Source organism: Gemmatimonadota bacterium (genome assembly GCA_021295815.1).
Taxonomy (GTDB): Bacteria; Gemmatimonadota; Gemmatimonadetes; order Longimicrobiales; family Gaopeijiaceae; genus JAGWBQ01.
This window is the reverse complement of sequence record JAGWBQ010000007.1, coordinates 30,871-45,322: the sequence shown is the minus strand read 5'-3', so window position 1 is coordinate 45,322 and position 14,452 is coordinate 30,871. Positions and strand designations below refer to the sequence as shown.

At 68.2% G+C, this 14,452-nt stretch carries 17 protein-coding genes; all 17 read right to left on the bottom strand.

Translation table 11 applies throughout. The features are described from left to right. Positions 1 to 104: 104 nt before the first annotated feature. A complete protein-coding gene (locus J4G12_03795; protein ID MCE2454929.1) occupies positions 105 to 827 on the bottom strand; it encodes a 1-acyl-sn-glycerol-3-phosphate acyltransferase in 723 nt (240 codons plus the stop codon). Further along, complete coding sequence (gene thiL, locus J4G12_03790) at positions 824 to 1,846, bottom strand: thiamine-phosphate kinase (GenBank protein ID MCE2454928.1); 1,023 nt, start codon at positions 1,844 to 1,846, stop codon at positions 824 to 826. The genes J4G12_03795 and thiL overlap by 4 nt, the downstream gene beginning before the upstream one ends. Further along, positions 1,843 to 3,423: an NAD(P)H-hydrate dehydratase gene (locus tag J4G12_03785; GenBank protein ID MCE2454927.1), complete on the bottom strand. Its 1,581-nt coding sequence runs from the start codon at positions 3,421 to 3,423 to the stop codon at positions 1,843 to 1,845. Before J4G12_03785 ends, thiL begins: the two co-directional genes overlap by 4 nt. A 17-nt stretch (positions 3,424 to 3,440) precedes the next feature. Beyond that, complete coding sequence (locus J4G12_03780; protein ID MCE2454926.1) at positions 3,441 to 3,635, bottom strand: hypothetical protein; 195 nt, start codon at positions 3,633 to 3,635, stop codon at positions 3,441 to 3,443. Next, positions 3,598 to 4,029, bottom strand: coding sequence for a hypothetical protein (locus tag J4G12_03775; GenBank protein MCE2454925.1), 432 nt, complete (start codon positions 4,027 to 4,029; stop codon positions 3,598 to 3,600). The genes J4G12_03780 and J4G12_03775 overlap by 38 nt, the downstream gene beginning before the upstream one ends. Positions 4,030 to 4,060: 31 nt before the next feature. Next, positions 4,061 to 5,314 carry a serine hydroxymethyltransferase gene (locus J4G12_03770; GenBank protein ID MCE2454924.1) on the bottom strand — a complete coding sequence of 418 codons (1,254 nt, stop codon included), beginning with the start codon at positions 5,312 to 5,314 and terminating at the stop codon, positions 4,061 to 4,063. 56 nt (positions 5,315 to 5,370) lie between these two features. Continuing rightward, positions 5,371 to 6,432, bottom strand: a complete 1,062-nt coding sequence (locus J4G12_03765; GenBank protein MCE2454923.1) for a Glu/Leu/Phe/Val dehydrogenase — start codon at positions 6,430 to 6,432, stop codon at positions 5,371 to 5,373. Then, positions 6,429 to 7,658 carry an acyl-CoA dehydrogenase family protein gene (locus J4G12_03760; GenBank protein MCE2454922.1) on the bottom strand — a complete coding sequence of 410 codons (1,230 nt, stop codon included), beginning with the start codon at positions 7,656 to 7,658 and terminating at the stop codon, positions 6,429 to 6,431. Before J4G12_03760 ends, J4G12_03765 begins: the two co-directional genes overlap by 4 nt. Beyond that, complete coding sequence (locus tag J4G12_03755; protein ID MCE2454921.1) at positions 7,655 to 8,482, bottom strand: 3-hydroxybutyryl-CoA dehydrogenase; 828 nt, start codon at positions 8,480 to 8,482, stop codon at positions 7,655 to 7,657. Before J4G12_03755 ends, J4G12_03760 begins: the two co-directional genes overlap by 4 nt. A 45-nt stretch (positions 8,483 to 8,527) precedes the next feature. Continuing rightward, a complete protein-coding gene (locus J4G12_03750; GenBank protein MCE2454920.1) occupies positions 8,528 to 9,148 on the bottom strand; it encodes a biotin transporter BioY in 621 nt (206 codons plus the stop codon). 32 nt (positions 9,149 to 9,180) lie between these two features. Beyond that, positions 9,181 to 10,395 carry an acetyl-CoA C-acyltransferase gene (locus J4G12_03745; GenBank protein MCE2454919.1) on the bottom strand — a complete coding sequence of 405 codons (1,215 nt, stop codon included), beginning with the start codon at positions 10,393 to 10,395 and terminating at the stop codon, positions 9,181 to 9,183. 184 nt (positions 10,396 to 10,579) lie between these two features. Further along, positions 10,580 to 11,500: a 3'-5' exonuclease gene (locus J4G12_03740; GenBank protein ID MCE2454918.1), complete on the bottom strand. Its 921-nt coding sequence runs from the start codon at positions 11,498 to 11,500 to the stop codon at positions 10,580 to 10,582. Continuing rightward, positions 11,497 to 12,456, bottom strand: a complete 960-nt coding sequence (gene rsmA, locus J4G12_03735) for a ribosomal RNA small subunit methyltransferase A (GenBank protein ID MCE2454917.1) — start codon at positions 12,454 to 12,456, stop codon at positions 11,497 to 11,499. Before rsmA ends, J4G12_03740 begins: the two co-directional genes overlap by 4 nt. Next, on the bottom strand, positions 12,401 to 12,805 hold the full coding sequence (locus tag J4G12_03730) for an ATP-binding protein (protein ID MCE2454916.1): 405 nt from the start codon (positions 12,803 to 12,805) through the stop codon (positions 12,401 to 12,403). Before J4G12_03730 ends, rsmA begins: the two co-directional genes overlap by 56 nt. 69 nt (positions 12,806 to 12,874) lie before the next feature. Then, positions 12,875 to 13,207 carry an STAS domain-containing protein gene (locus J4G12_03725; protein ID MCE2454915.1) on the bottom strand — a complete coding sequence of 111 codons (333 nt, stop codon included), beginning with the start codon at positions 13,205 to 13,207 and terminating at the stop codon, positions 12,875 to 12,877. A 167-nt stretch (positions 13,208 to 13,374) separates the two neighbouring features. Then, positions 13,375 to 13,881 (bottom strand): pantetheine-phosphate adenylyltransferase, encoded by a 507-nt coding sequence (gene coaD, locus J4G12_03720; GenBank protein MCE2454914.1) that lies wholly within the window; start codon positions 13,879 to 13,881, stop codon positions 13,375 to 13,377. Then, entirely contained in the window at positions 13,881 to 14,444 is a 564-nt protein-coding gene (locus J4G12_03715) for an RsmD family RNA methyltransferase (protein MCE2454913.1), read from the bottom strand. Before J4G12_03715 ends, coaD begins: the two co-directional genes overlap by 1 nt. Between the last annotated feature and the right edge of the window lie 8 nt (positions 14,445 to 14,452).

Here is a 14,452-nt window from a genome sequence, read left to right as displayed (position 1 = left end):
CGGTAGGTTCCGAAACGGCGGACGATCAGCGAGACGGCGATGGCCCGCGGACCGTCTCGCTCGAGCAGCGGGGGCGGCAAGCGCCGTACCGGGCCCGAAGCGTGCTAGCTCCGGTCCGGTGCCACCAGCAGCGCGGCCACCTCCTCCCGCACCCGGGTGGTGATCCTGCCCCGGTCCTTAGCCTCGAGGCCGGCGGTCGGGATGGGTTCGCCGATGCGGATGCTTACGGTACCGGGCGCGATGCGCCCGACACCCTTGGGTTTGATCTCGAACGTGCCGCGTATCGCCGCCGGGAGGATCTCGGCCTCGGCCCGGATCGCGAGCATGAAGGCCCCTCGTCGGAAGCGACCCAGCGCGCCCGTCCGGGAGCGGGTGCCCTCGGGAAACATGATGACGGTCAGGGGTTCGGTGGCGAGTCGTTCGGTCATGCGGTCGAGTGAGCGCACGGCTTTCTCGGTGTTGCTCCGGTCGAGCATGATGTGGCCCGCCGACCTGACCGCCGACCCGAAGAAAAAGATCCGGCCCAGCTCCTCCTTCATCACCCAACTGTAGGGCACCCTGAGAACCGACGCGAGGACGAGGATGTCGAAGAGCGAAGAGTGGTTGGCCACGAGCACCCGGGAACGGGCCTCCGTCAACAGGTCCTCGTTCTCGATCTCGACCCGCACGCCGGCGCCCCCGAGCACCGCCCGCGCCCAGGCCCGCTGGATTCCGGCGTGGCGGTAGCCGGCCCTGTCCCCTCCCAGACAGGTGACGACGATGACCGCGATGCCGAAGACCAGGGTAGCGATCAGAGCCGCCAGCGCCGTCGCGAGGACACGGATCATGACAGGGTCGAGGGTGGTCGGACGGACGTGTCGAAGTGGTCGTGCCCGACCTCCAACGGAGTGGCGGGTGCGCCGTCCTGGAGCAGGACCAGCCCCTGCCCCGCGGCGATGCGGCCTATGCGGACGGCTCCGTCGCAGCGGAACTCCGCGGAGTTGAAGCCCGGCTGCGCGGTGAAGAGCAGTTCGTAGTCCTCGCCGCCCGAGAGGGCTGTCTTAAGGGACTCGACCTCGCCCAGGCAGGAACGAGCCTCTTCCGACACCGGAACCGCGTCCCGATCGATCACGACCTGAACTCCGGAAGCTGCGGCGACGTGGGCGGCGTCGGCGAGCAGCCCGTCGGAGATGTCTATCGCCGCCCGCCGCTCGCCGCTCTTCGCCAGCCGCTGGGAGAACCCGGAAAGATCAGGCGGCCGGGCGAACCTGGAGCGCAGGGCCGGCGGCGGCGCTCGCCCCTCCAGCCAGAGCTTCACGGCGGCGGCGGCCGCTCCAAGCGGACCCGAGACCCAGAGCTCGTCGCCGACGACCGCCGCGGAGCGGAGCAACGGCTCACCCACCCGGCCTATGACCGTCACGTCCAGAACGAGCGGGCCCGGGGACCTCGACAGGTCGCCGCCGATCACCACCGCCCCGACTCGCGCGGCCGCCTCGTCCACACCCCGGCTTATCTCCTCCCATCCGAGCTCGTCCGAGGGAAGCGCGGTCGACACGAGCAGGAAGGCTGGCCCGGCTCCGACGGCGGCCAGGTCCGAGAGCGCGGCGGCGGCGGCGCGGAAGCCGATCTCGCGGGCCGAGAGCCAGGAACGTCGGAAGTGGACATCCTCCACCGAAATGTCGGTACTGACGGCGAGGCCGGCGGGCAGGATGGCGGCGTCGTCACCCGGGCCGATGACGCCCGCGCGGTCCGCCGGTGGGGCGGGCAGGTCGCCAGTGGCGTGCAAGCGGCTCAAGTTGCTGCCGGTCCGTGCCTCGAGAGCCCGTCTGATGAGATCGAACTCCCGTCCCGGCCCGAGTCCGGTCATACGCACGGCACAGCCGGAACGTCGAAGTTCGCGAAGGGAAAGAGCGGCGGCGGCGGCGCGGAAGCCGTCTCCCGGAGCGCCGCCGGCAGGTATTCGACCACGTCGGACGGAATCACGCCGATCCCCTTTGCCGAGTGCGCGGCCGCCCTCGCCGTCAGATGCAGCCCGAGCGCCGCCGCCTCGGCCGAAGAGGCGGAGCCCGGCGTCAGAGCGGCGACGACTCCGGCAAGGGCGTCTCCCATGCCCGCCACCGCCAGCGCGGAAGAGTCGCGGGAGTCCACGAGCATCGCTTCACCGGGTTCGAGCACCAGCGAGGGAGCCCCCTTGAGCAGGACGGCGGCGCTGAACCGGTCCACCAGTTCCCTAAGCGCGGCGGGGCGGTCCGCGAGAATCCGTTCCTTGGTCCATCCGAGCAGACGCGCAGCCTCTCCGGCGTGGGGGGTTAACACGGCGCGTCCTGCGAGCGGCGACGGATCGACGCGCCCGGCGGCAACGAGGTTGAGCGCGTCGGCGTCCACGACCGCCGGCACCTCCGGCGGAAGCGCCTTCAAGGTCAGCTCCATCACCCGCCGGGCCCCCTCGTCCAGCCCCAGGCCGGGCCCGAGGGCGACCGCATCGCTCCCTCGAAGCGCCTCCGAGAGCTCCGCTTCGTCGTCCCAAGGCACGAAGACTGCCTCCGGAAGGTTCTTCATGAGCACGGCGCGGTTGCGCTCGTGGCTGCAGATCCGGACGTAGCCGGCCCCGACGCGGAAGGCTGAACGGACTACGAGAACCGCCGCGCCCGCCAGTGCCGGACCGCCTGCGACCACGACCATTCGGCCCACGGCGTTCTTGTGAGTGTCGGGCGAACGGAGCGGCAGCCGCCGCCGTGCCCATGCCGGCGTCAGAACCCTTGCCAGACCCCTCCCGGACCAGGGCGGAAAACCGATCTCGACGGCGACGATCCTGCCAGCCCGAGCCCGGGCCGGATGCAGAAGCGTGCCAAGCTTGGGGCCGCCGAAGGCGACGGTCACATCGGCGTCGACCGTCGCACCCGGCGTCGCTCCGGTTTCGGCCGAGCTCCCCGAAGGGAGGTCGATCGAGAGCACCGGCGCCGGCGCCGCGTTCACTCGTCGGATGGCGTCGGCCTGACGCGCGCGCGGCGCCCCCCGGACACCGGTTCCGAGTATCCCGTCCACGATCACCCCAGCCCCGGAGAAGATCCGTTCCCAGCCGGTCGCGCCGAGCTCGCGGTCGGAGAGCCGCTCGACCGGCCATCCATGAAGCAGCTCGCGCTCGTCCCGTCCGCGGTCGCGGTCGGCCACCAGCACCGCCTTCACCGATCGTCCCCAGGCCGCCAGGGTGCGGAGGAGAACGAGCGCGTCACCGCCGTTGTTCCCCGAACCCACCACGCCCACGACGTCCCCCTCGGGATGGAGCTTCGCGAGCACCTCTGCGGCGCTCCGCCCGGCGGCCTCCATGAGAGCGCTGCCCGGGACGCCTCCCTGCTGGATCGCATCTCGGTCGAGAGCCGCAGCCTGAACCCCTGTCGGGGCAAGTACCGCGGCGCTTCCCCTGATGGGGTCCGGAGCCGCCATCGGCGAGGCGGTTCCCGCTACTTGAAACTCTCGGCGATCTTCCGGCCGAAGCTGATGTCGCCGTTGTCTATGCGCAGGTGGAAGCCGCAGTCGGGATCCGAGCAGACCCACGCCTTGTAGCGGATGGCTGCCCCGTCCCGGCCGTAGTCGGAGAGAGGCAGCAGCAGGCTCGCGTCACACTTGCGGCAGGTCGGGAACTTCGGGTGGTTCATCTCTTACCTCCTGTCCGAGAGACATTTGCCAAGGGTAGTTCGTCTCGAACGCCTCGACGAAATCGAAGCCGTTCGCGAAGTCTTCACTTCTGTCGTCCTCCGTCTTCACGAGCACACCCTGGTCGACGAGGCCGAATACGATCTCTCCGATGTCCTCGGTGGCGGTCACGCCCCAGTGTTCGAGCACCATCCGGGCGGTAAGCCCGTAGCGCTCGATCGCCAGGACCCGCACGCCCTCGAGAAGTTCGTGCGCGGAGATGTGCCGGCGTTTGGGCAGCCTCCGTCCCACCTCGCGCAGAGCGCCCAGGACGAAGTAGTAGGCGCGGAGGTCGATGCACGGCGCTCGCCTGCGCAATTCCTCGATCTGCTCCTCCATGCGGGTCTGCACTGTCATGCGGTTGAATCTACGGCGTTCGGCTGCCGTATCAAGACGCCACGACGATCTCCGGAGCGTGAACGGGAAAGTTCTTGCAGAGCTCGTGAACCTCGCCGCGTATCCGGCGGGTGACGGATTCGTCCTCGGGTCCGGCCAGAGCTTCGGTGATCCAGGCCGCGATCTGACGCATCTCGGTTCCGTTCATACCCCGCGTCGTCGCAGCCGCCGTACCGATGCGCAGGCCGGAGGCCACGAAGGGCGAACGCGTCTCGTTCGGCACCGTGTTCTTGTTCGCGGTGATCCCGGCCGCCTCCAACACGCGTTCCGCCCGGCTGCCGGTCAGATCGGGATGGGACGGGCGGAGATCGACGAGGAGCAGATGAGTGTCGGTTCCGCCGCTCACCGGATGGAATCCCGCCTCCGCGAGCGATCCGGCCAAGGTGCGGGCGTTCTCCACCACTTCGTGCGCGTATCTCCCGAAGGCGGGTGCGAGAGCCTCGCCGAAGGCCACGGCTTTTGCGGCGATCACATGCATGAGCGGTCCTCCCTGCGCGTAGGGAAATACCGTCTTGTCGACGGACTTCGCCCGCTCCTGCGTGCAGAGGATAAAGCCGCCTCGAGGACCGCGGAGCGTCTTGTGGGTCGTGCTCGCCACGATGTCGGCGTGCGGCACGGGAGACGGATGCGCACCGCCGGCGACGAGTCCGGCGACGTGGGCCATGTCCACCAGGAGAACCGCGTCGACTTCGCGTGCGATCTCGGCGAAGGCCGAGTAGTCGATGACGCGGGGATAGGCGCTCGCGCCGCAGACGATCATCCGAGGTCTGCTGGCGAGCGCGGCGTCCCGCACCGAATCGTGGTCGATAAGCGCGTCGTCGTCGCGCACTCCGTAAGACGCGACCTCGAAGAACTGCCCGGAGAAGTTGACCCGCGCGCCGTGCGTCAGATGGCCGCCGTGGCTGAGATTCATGCCGAGGATGCGATCGCCCGGTTTCAGGCACGAGAGATAGGCGGCGAAATTGGCGGAGGCGCCCGAGTGGGGCTGCACGTTGGCGTGATCGGCCCCGAAGAGCTCGCAGGCGCGGCTCCGGGCCGTCTCCTCCACTCCGTCCACGAACTCGCAGCCGCCGTAGTAGCGCCTGCCCGGCAGCCCTTCGGCATATTTGTTGGTCAGGACCGAACCCATGGTCTCCATGACCGCGCGGGAGACGTGATTCTCGGATGCGATGAGCTCGACGCCGTCGGTTTGGCGGCGCTCTTCGGCCTGCAACGCTCGCCAGATCTCCGGATCCGCGTTCCGCAGGTTCGGGTGCTGTGAAGAGAGGGGGTTGGCGGGCGCGACCCCAGGATCTTTACCATTCACGCCAGGAAGGTCCTCTCGAGGTGTCTGGTGCGGCGGATACGCTCCTCGACGACGCGGTTGGCGGCTGCGTTGGGCGAGATGCCCTCCCGGGCGGCGACCTCGAATATGCCGAGCAAGGTCATGCGGATCTCGCTCACCTTGCGCCGAACCTGGGCGTCTCCCCAGTGCCGCAGTTCGCCGTAGACGTGGATGAGGCCCCCGGCGTTCGCCACATAGTCGGGCGCATAGAGGATCCCCGCCTCGCGCAGCACGGTCGCGTGCTTGGCGCTCCGTTGGAGCTGATTGTTCGCAGCTCCGGCAACGACCGAGACCTGGAGTTCGGAGATTGTGTCGTCGTTTAGAACGCCGCCCAAGGCGCACGGGGCGAAGACGTCGGCTTCGACGGCATGGATGCGTTCCGGCGCCTCGGACCCGGCTCCGAATTCCCTTCCCGCCTCGGCCACCCTCTCCGGCACGATGTCGGCCACCGTCAGGCGCGCTCCGGCCTCCGCCAGGAAGCGACAGAGCGAGTAACCCACGTTGCCGAGCCCCTGGACCGCGACGTGCCGACCTTCCAGGTCGTCGCCGCCGAACTTGAAGGCGATCGCCGCCCGTATTCCCTGGAAGACCCCGAAGGCCGTCACCGGCGAGGGATCGCCGGACGCAGTCGGCAGTCCGACGACATGCTCGGTCTCCATGCGCATGTACTCCATGTCTTCGGAGGAGGTGCCCACGTCCACCGCGGTTATGTACCGACCACCGAGAGATTCGACCGCCCTGCCGTGGGCGCGCAGGACCATCTCTCTGTCCTCGGTGCGGTTGTCGCCCCAGATGACCGACTTGCCGCCGCCGAGATCGAGTCCGGTCACGGCGGCTTTCTGGGTCATGCCCTTGGATAGCCGGAGCGCGTCGAGCAGAGCTTCGTCGCCCGATGCGTAGTTCCAGAAACGCGTACCGCCGAGGGCCGGTCCGAGGGTCGTGTCGTGGATTGCGATTATGCCGCGGTAGCCGAGCTCGGGTTCGCTCCAGAACACAATCTGTTCGTGCTTGCCCTCTGTCATAAGGTCGAAGATCTTCATCCCCATCCGGTTGGAGTCAAGGTGGAGCCCGCCGCGCGCCTTTGGGGCGCACCTGCAGGCACGGTCTCGCGAGCGATCACATGTCTCAGTATCTCGCTGGACCCTCCCAAAAGCTCCGTGCCGCGAGCATCGCGGAGCCGCCTTTCGACCGGGTAGTGGCGCATGTACCCGTACCCGCCGTAGATCTGCACTGCGGCATCGGCCACCCAGGTGGCCGTCTCCGACGCCGCCAGCTTGGCCATCGCCGCCTTCAGCGTCACTTCCGACCGGGCCCCGCCGACGCCCGGCGTGCCGGCAGGGGCGACGCCGACGCCCGTCGATTCGGCTCTTCCGAACGCCTGAGCGGCATCGCGCACGAGCAGTTCCGCCGCTCGCAGCCGGGTGGCCATCTCCGCGAATTTAGCCTGTGTCGCGCCGAACTCGGCGATCCGTCGTCCGAACTGCTCCCTCTCCACGGCGTAGCCCCGCGCGTGCTCGGCGGCCGCGCGCCCGATCCCGAGCGCTATCGCCGCGATGCCCGACCTCCCGATGTCGATAGCACCCAGGGCCAGCGAGATTCCGCGTCCGAGCTCTCCCAGAAGGGCTTCGGAGCGGAGGCGGAGCTCGGAAAACTCGAGTTCGACCACTTCCAACGCCCTTAGCCCGAGCGTGACCTCGCGTCGGGCGACCGAGAACCCTTCGGAGCGGGTGTCGACGAGAAAGGCGGAGACGCCTTCGGCGGGTGTCCGCGCAAAGACGACGACCAGCCCCGCCCGCGCGCCGTTCGTCACCCAGCGCTTGCGGCCCGTTAGCGCCCAGCCGTCGTCGGTGGGGACAGCCGTGCACCGCAGAGAGGCGGCGTCGCTTCCGGCTTCCGGCTCCGCGAGAGCGAAGGCGCCCAGAACTTCGCCGGTGGCGAGTCGGGGCAGCCACCGCTCGCGCTGTTCGGGGCTGGCGCTGCGCCGCAGCAGGCCGCAAACCGGTCCGTTATGAGCGCCGACGGCGACCGCGATCGAGGCGTCCTCCCTGGCGAATTCCTCCAGCACCAGCAGGTAGTCCGTCATGTCGAGATCCAGACCGAACGCATCCTCCGAAACGAGCATGCCCAGAAAGCCGGAGGCTGCGAGCTCGTCCATGGCCTCGGGCGCGACCGTCCGCCGGGAATCCGACTCGGACGCCTGCGGCTTCAAAAAGCGCTGTGCGAAGTCTCCGGCGAGATCCCTGATCTCCGACGACGCGAGCCTCACCTACCCGAGGCCGGGTATGCATGGAACCCTCGTCCGCTCTTGCGGCCCAGCCAACCGGCCTCCACATGCTTGCGCAGCAGCGGGCACGGGCGATAACGATCGTCGCCCAGTTGGTCGTGGAGAACGCCGAGGATGTCGAGGCAGACGTCGAGACCGATCAGATCGGCGAGGGCCAGCGGGCCGAGCGGATGATTCATGCCCAGCCGCATCACGTCGTCGATGGAGTCTGCGTCGGCCACCCCTTCCATGAGTGCGAAGACCGCCTCGTTGATCATCGGCATCAGGATCCGGTTGGAGACGAAGCCGGGAAAATCCGAGACCTCGACCGGAGTCTTTGCCAGACGCCTTGTCAGTCCGACCACGGCGTCGACGGTGTCGTCATCGGTGGCCAGGCCTCTGACAACCTCGACGAGCTTCATCACCGGAACCGGGTTCATGAAGTGCATCCCGATCACGGAACCGGGTCGGGAGGTGAACGCGCCCAGGGAGGTGATGGATATGGACGAGGTGTTGCTCGCCAGAATGGCCCCGGGAGGGGCGCGGCGGTCGGCGAGTTCGAAGATCTCGCGCTTCGTCTCCATCTTCTCCGGCACGGCCTCGATCATCATGTCGGCGGACTCGAGGGCCGGCGCGAACTCCGTGGTGGTCTCGATGCGGGCGAGGACGTCCGGCTCCGTCCCCATCTCTATGACGCCCTTCTTCGCCTGTCGGCTCAGGTTGGTGTCGATGACGGCCAGCGCGCGATCCAGACACGCTTCGTTCACATCGATGAGCACGGTCGGAAAGCCGTGCTGGGCCGTTGCGTGGGCGATGCCCGCTCCCATGGTGCCGGCGCCCGCGACGACGATACGTTCCACTCGCCGGTCCGGTCAGTCGAGCGCGACCCGGGCGAATAGTGCCGGACGCGCCAGGCGCAGGATCGCGTAGAGAAGAGCGATTTCGATGAGGTCGCCGACCAGAAAGGGCGTGAAGGAGACCGCGAGCGTGTCGGCGAACCCGTTTCCGGTCCAGGCCAGCAACCAGCCCAGGCCGCCGACGTGCACGGCGAGAATGCCGGCGACGAGTCCGCCGAGAACCCTGAGCGTGCCCGCTCCCGGCCTGGCGAGAGCGCCTGTCGCCAACGCGGCGAGCGGGAAGGCCACGAGGTAACCGCCGGTAGGCCCCAGCAGGTATGGGAGTCCGCCGCCCGCCACGAAGACCGGGGCTCCCGCGACTCCGAGCGCCAGGTAGGCGAAGGCGGCCGAGAAACCGCCGACCGGACCGAGGACGGCGCCGGCCAGCAGGACCGCCGGGACCTGGAGGCTCATCGGAACGGGCGTTCCGGGAATAGGCACGGCTACTTTCGCCCCTGCGGTGATCGCCGCCACACCTAGGGCGACGCCCAGAGCGAAGACCAGCGGACGGCTCGCACCGGCCGCCCGAGCGAAATCGGGGGAGGTAGGGACGGATGAAGCGCCGGTATGCGCCTTGAGTCGGTCGGTTATCGACATTTCGGGTTCGCTTTGAGAAAAGTTGGGGGAGTTCACGCTCTCGACACCGAAAGGGCGACCGCGCCGCCGCCGCCGAGACAGAGGGCCGCGATCCCGGTCTCTTCGCCCCTCCTCTCGAGAGCGTGGAGAAGGGTGACCAGTATGCGGGCTCCGGAAGCGCCGATGGGATGGCCCAGGGCGACGGCGCCGCCGTGAACGTTGAGTCGGTCGGGCGACACGCCCAAGGCGCGGGCGTTGGCCACCGCCTGCACCGCGAAGGCTTCGTTGATCTCGAAGAGACCGTAGCCGTCAGTCGATCTCCCGTCCCGTTCCATGACGCGCCGGACGGCGGCTTCGGGTGCGAAAAAGAGGTCGCGGGGAGCCCGCGCCGCCGCCGCGTAGGAGTCGATGGTGGCGGCTATCTCGAGGCCGTGAGCCTGGGCGAACTCGAGCGAACTCACCAGGACCGCGGCGGCGCCGTCGTTCAACCCGGGTGCGTTCCCGGCGGTGACCACGTGCTCTTCGACCTCGGGAGGCGCGTCGCGCTCAAAGGCCGGGCGCAGGCTGGAGAGCGCCTCGAGGGACGCGTTCGGGCGGGGGGATTCGTCTCGGGCGACTACGGTCGCTCCACCGCGGGTCGCTACCTCCATGGGTACGATCTCGTCGTCGAACGCCCCCTCCCGGGAGGCCCTTACCGCCTTCCGATGGGACGAGAGCGCGAATGCGTCGGCGTCGGCCCGGCCTATTCCCGCGCTTGATGCCGTGTATTCGGCGTGACCACCCATGTGGCGCTCGTCGAAGCTGCACCAGAGCCCATCTCCCATGAGGCCGTCCTCGAGCTTGCAGTCCCCGAACTTCACGCCGGATCTTAGGCCGCGCAGGTAGTGAGGCGCGTTCGACATCGACTCCATTCCGCCTGCCAGGACCAGCCCCGCGTCTCCGGCGCGGATAGCCCGGGCGGCCAGCATCACCGCCATCAGACCCGAACCGCAGACCTTGTTCACGGTGCACGCGGGGACGCCGGCGGGCACGCCTCCGCCAATGGCCGCCTGCCTGGCGGGAGCCTGGCCGACGCCGGCCTGGAGCACGTTGCCCATGAAGGTTTCCTCGATGGCGGTCGGATCGACGCCGCCGCGATCGATGGCGCCGCGGATCGCTGCCGCTCCCAGCTCGGGGGCCGAAAACGACGAAAGAGCCCCGAGATAGCGACCGACCGGGGTACGGGAACCGCCCTTCAGGATTACGGGGACACGCGCTGGGTCGGACAATTCGGATTGAGTTCCTGTTAGGGGTGCGGCGGGCGAGCGCTCCTCGCGGACGACGATTCCGCAAGCACGGGGACCGACGCCGCCGTTGTCCGCGCTCCGTCGCGTTGAGCCGGACGCGGCTGGATCGATGCCCGGTCGGTGGTCCTCTACCCCGGAGCGCAATGTCGTTTCCGCGCAGCTCCGGTCAGGATCCGTCGTCTTCGAGAGCCAGGCTGCGCTGACCCGGATCGCGCATCCGTCGCCGCTTGTGGCCGCGCTTGAGGTACCAGAGTAGCGTTCCCACGTCGCTCAGACCGCGACCCGCCGCCTCGTCGAGCAGGCGGATGAGGACTCGGGCGGCGGCGAGGGCGTCGGGGTAGGCTCGGTGGCGGCCCGCCATGTAGATACCGAAGTGGTGAGCGAGGGCGTCGAGGTTGCGGCGGCGAAGCGAGGGAAAGAGGCTGCGGGTCGCTGCGGCGGTGCAGAGTCTCGGCACGTCCGGGGGTTCGCGGTTCGCGGCCAGGAGCTCAGCGCTCACGAAACCCCAGTCGAAGTCGACGTTCTGCGCGACGAAAACCCTTCCGTCGAGTCGTTCGCCGATCTCGTCCGCCACGTGCTCGAAGGCCGGAGCGCCGCCGAGCATCTCGTTGGTGATCCCGGTGAGCGACGTGATTGGGCGCGGCAAGCGTCTCCCCGGATCGATCAAGGTCTCGTACTCGGCGACCACGGCCCCATCCAGGACCTCGCAGATCGCGACCTCGACCACGGAACCGCCCGCCCTCTCCCGGCTGCCGGTGGTCTCGACGTCGACGACCGCGAAGGGCTGGCGGGCTATCTCTTTCCTAAGGATCGCCATCCGCGTCGCGCTCGTTTCGCGCCGCCGGAATGGGGGCGACCCGTGCAGACTCCATACGCCTTCGTCATCGACGCTGAAGCACGGGTTGGCTCCCAGAAGTTGGTAGACCGCCGACGCCGACGCCCCTTCGTTTCCGGAAAGACCGATCGCCTCACGCGCTACTGCGAGGGTGTGGGCCGGCCCGGCAGCGAGCAGTTCGGCGACGCGAACCACCAACGAACCCGCGCCGGGCGCCGCCGCGCCGCCGTTGCTCTCGGTGGCGTCGCTCACCGGTTCGGGGACCGACGGACGGGTGCGGGGAGTGGTCCGACGGCAGCGTCGATCTGATCGGCGAGGGCGATGAACTGTGGCGGGGAGAGGGTCTCGGGACGTGCGTCCGGCGCTATGCCCAGCCTGCCGAGGAGCTCGGCTGCGGATGATCGCCCCAGCGCGAGATCCGGGTGGCGGGCCAGCGTGCGTCCGAGCTGCTTGCGCCTCCAGGAGAAGGACGCGCGCACTACCTTGCGCAGGGATCGCTCGCGGTATTCCGAGAGTGGCGGCGGCTTGATGGGCGAAACCCGCACGACGGCCGAACGAACCTTGGGCCGGGGATGGAACGCCCCAGGCGGCAGGCGAAAAAGAAGACGACAATCGGCGACCGCCTGCACCCCGACGGAGAGGGCGCCGTACGGGCCGGCGCCCGGATGCGCCGTGAGCCGCTCGGCGACCTCGGCCTGTACCGTCAACACCGCGGCCCTGGGACGCGGGCGTTCGAGAAGGCGGAAAATCACGGGAGAGGTGATGTTGTACGGGAGGTTTCCGATGACGAACGCCGCCTCCGGCTCCGGGAAGGCGTGGTGGAGGTCTTTTTCCAGCATGTCGCCCTCCACGACGGTGACGGTCGAGCCGTCCCGGTCCGCCAGCACCCGCCGCCACTCCGCAGCCAACCGCCTGTCGAGCTCGACGAGCCGTAGACGTCGGACGCGGCCGATAAGGTGCTGGGTCAGGGCGCCCCTTCCCGGACCGAGCTCGACCACGTCGTCTTCGGCGCCGGCCCCGAGGGCACGGACGATGCGCTCCTGCGCGCGCCGGTCGACCAGAAAATTCTGCCCCAGGAAGCGTTTGGGGCGGAAGAGATCCCCGGTCGGCGGGCTCCCCTCCTGCCGGTTCGGGCGGTCGCGCCGAAAGGGATCAGGCAGGAGCGAGGAAGGTGAGCGTGACTTCGTTTCCCACTTCGTTGTAGGCAACCTCGTCGGAGAGCTTTCGCATCAGGAAGACACCCCGGCCCTGAGCCATCTCCAAACGGTCCGGATCGGTGGGGTCGGGAACCGTCGACACGTCGAAGCCGGGGCCCTGGTCTCTGACCGTCACCGCGACCTTGGCGTCGGAAACGGCCAGCTGGATATGCACGCACGTCTCGGGGTCGAGTCGGTTGCCGTGCTTCTTGGCGTTGGCGATCGCCTCGTTGACGACGAGACGGAAGTTGAAGCCCTTGCGTCCACCCCATTGGTCCACGCCGCCCTTGGCCGCCAGCTCCTCAACCATCTCGCCGACCGTTTCGAGGCCGGTCGGCACTTTCAGCTCGAACTCGTTCACTGCGCTTTCCACCTCCGACCGCGCGCGTCGTGACCCGAGCGCCCGCAACCGGACCTGGTTCACCAGCCCTCAGAAATCTTCGAGGGCCTCTTCCAGCGTACCGGTGATCTTGAAGAGAGTGACGAGCCTGGTAAGCTCGAAGAGCATCCTGAGCTCGTCGCCCAGCCCCGACAGCCGTAGCTCGCCCCCGAATTCCTTCAGCTTCTTGGACAGGCTGACGAGGACGCCGAGGCCGGAAGAGTCGATGTAACCTGTGTTCGTGAAATCGATGACGAACTTGCGGTCACCGATGTCGACGTGTTCCTCCACCTTCCGCTTGAGCTCGTGGCGGTTACCCACGATCAGTCGGCCTTCGACCTCCACCACTGTAACACTGCCGCGGCGAGAAATCTGAAATCCCATGTCACACCCTGTTGAAAATGAAGTTGAGGAAGAAAAGAGGACCGGGCCCAAAGCTAGCGTTGCCAAAGACGTTCGGCAAGGTGGAACATCCCCTGGCAGTCAGCGGCGAAGCTCCCCCGAGCGGCGAAGCGCCGCGCTGCGGGACGAGGGACGAACAGAACCGTCCTTCACGATCCGCCGAGCCCCAGACGGGAGCGTACCCGCTCCAGGACCACCGGGGCCAGGAACGGGCTCACGTCGCCTCCGAGGGCGGCCACTTCGCGAACCAGCGACGACGAAAGGAAGGAATGGCTCACGTCCGGGACCAGAAACACGGTCTCGATCTCGGGCGAGAGGCCCCTGTTCATCTGGGCCATCTGCATCTCGTACTCGAAGTCCGAGATGGCTCTCAGCCCACGCACCACGAAGCGGGCTCTCCGCTCGAGCGCGAAGTCCACGAGGAGTCCGCTGAAGGTTCCTCCGACGATCCGCTCATCGTCGGCGAACACTTCGTTGACGAGCTCGACCCGTTCCTCGACGTCGAAGAGCTGTCGCTTGGGCTTGGTCGCGGTGCGGGCGACCGCCACGACAACCCGATCGGCCATCCCCAGGGTGCGACGGGCGATTTCTTCGTGCCCTTTGGTGATGGGGTCGAACGAGCCCGGGAAGATCGCGACGGTCTCTTTGGTCGGCATCAGTCCATTCCCTCCGCCACGATCACCGAGAGCGCGCTCTCGCCGTACGTCCTGGTTCTGGCTTTTCGAGGCAGTTGAAGCGGGGATCTTTGTTCGTGCTCGATCCAGAGTTCGCTCGCGAAGGGGCGTTCGAGATAGCGAGCGACCACCAGTTGGGCCTCGCGCCCACCGTACGGAGGATCGGCGAAAGCGAAATCGAAGGGGCCGGGGCTCGACGACAACCTGACGTCGAAGGGACCTCGGGCACCGGCCAGGTACTTGAAGACGTCGTCCCTGACCACCACAGCCTGGTCGCGGGCTCCCAGGAGGGCGATGTTCGACTCCAGAATCTTGAGCACGCGTCGGGAGCGCTCGACGAAGACCGCAAATTCGGCGCCTCGGCTCAGGGCCTCCAGACCGAGTGCGCCGGAGCCCGAGAAGAGATCGAGCACCATGGCGCCGTCCAGAGATCCCATTGCGGACATCCACGCCTCGCGCAGGCGGTCGGTGGTCGGCCTCATGACACCGCTCCTGCCCGGGCCCCTCAACCGCCGTCCCTTCCAGAGACCTGAGATGATGCGCATGCGGGCCG

Coding starts and splice junctions, on each gene's coding strand:
- J4G12_03795 (MCE2454929.1), bottom strand. CDS start 827: ATGATCCGTGTCCTCGCGACGGCGCTGGCGGCTCTGATCGCTACCCTG.
- thiL (MCE2454928.1), bottom strand. CDS start 1,846: ATGACCGGACTCGGGCCGGGACGGGAGTTCGATCTCATCAGACGGGCT.
- J4G12_03785 (MCE2454927.1), bottom strand. CDS start 3,423: ATGGCGGCTCCGGACCCCATCAGGGGAAGCGCCGCGGTACTTGCCCCG.
- J4G12_03780 (MCE2454926.1), bottom strand. CDS start 3,635: ATGAACCACCCGAAGTTCCCGACCTGCCGCAAGTGTGACGCGAGCCTG.
- J4G12_03775 (MCE2454925.1), bottom strand. CDS start 4,029: ATGACAGTGCAGACCCGCATGGAGGAGCAGATCGAGGAATTGCGCAGG.
- J4G12_03765 (MCE2454923.1), bottom strand. CDS start 6,432: ATGAAGATCTTCGACCTTATGACAGAGGGCAAGCACGAACAGATTGTG.
- J4G12_03755 (MCE2454921.1), bottom strand. CDS start 8,482: ATGGGAGCGGGCATCGCCCACGCAACGGCCCAGCACGGCTTTCCGACC.
- J4G12_03750 (MCE2454920.1), bottom strand. CDS start 9,148: ATGTCGATAACCGACCGACTCAAGGCGCATACCGGCGCTTCATCCGTC.
- J4G12_03725 (MCE2454915.1), bottom strand. CDS start 13,207: ATGGGATTTCAGATTTCTCGCCGCGGCAGTGTTACAGTGGTGGAGGTC.
- coaD (MCE2454914.1), bottom strand. CDS start 13,881: ATGCCGACCAAAGAGACCGTCGCGATCTTCCCGGGCTCGTTCGACCCC.
- J4G12_03715 (MCE2454913.1), bottom strand. CDS start 14,444: ATGCGCATCATCTCAGGTCTCTGGAAGGGACGGCGGTTGAGGGGCCCG.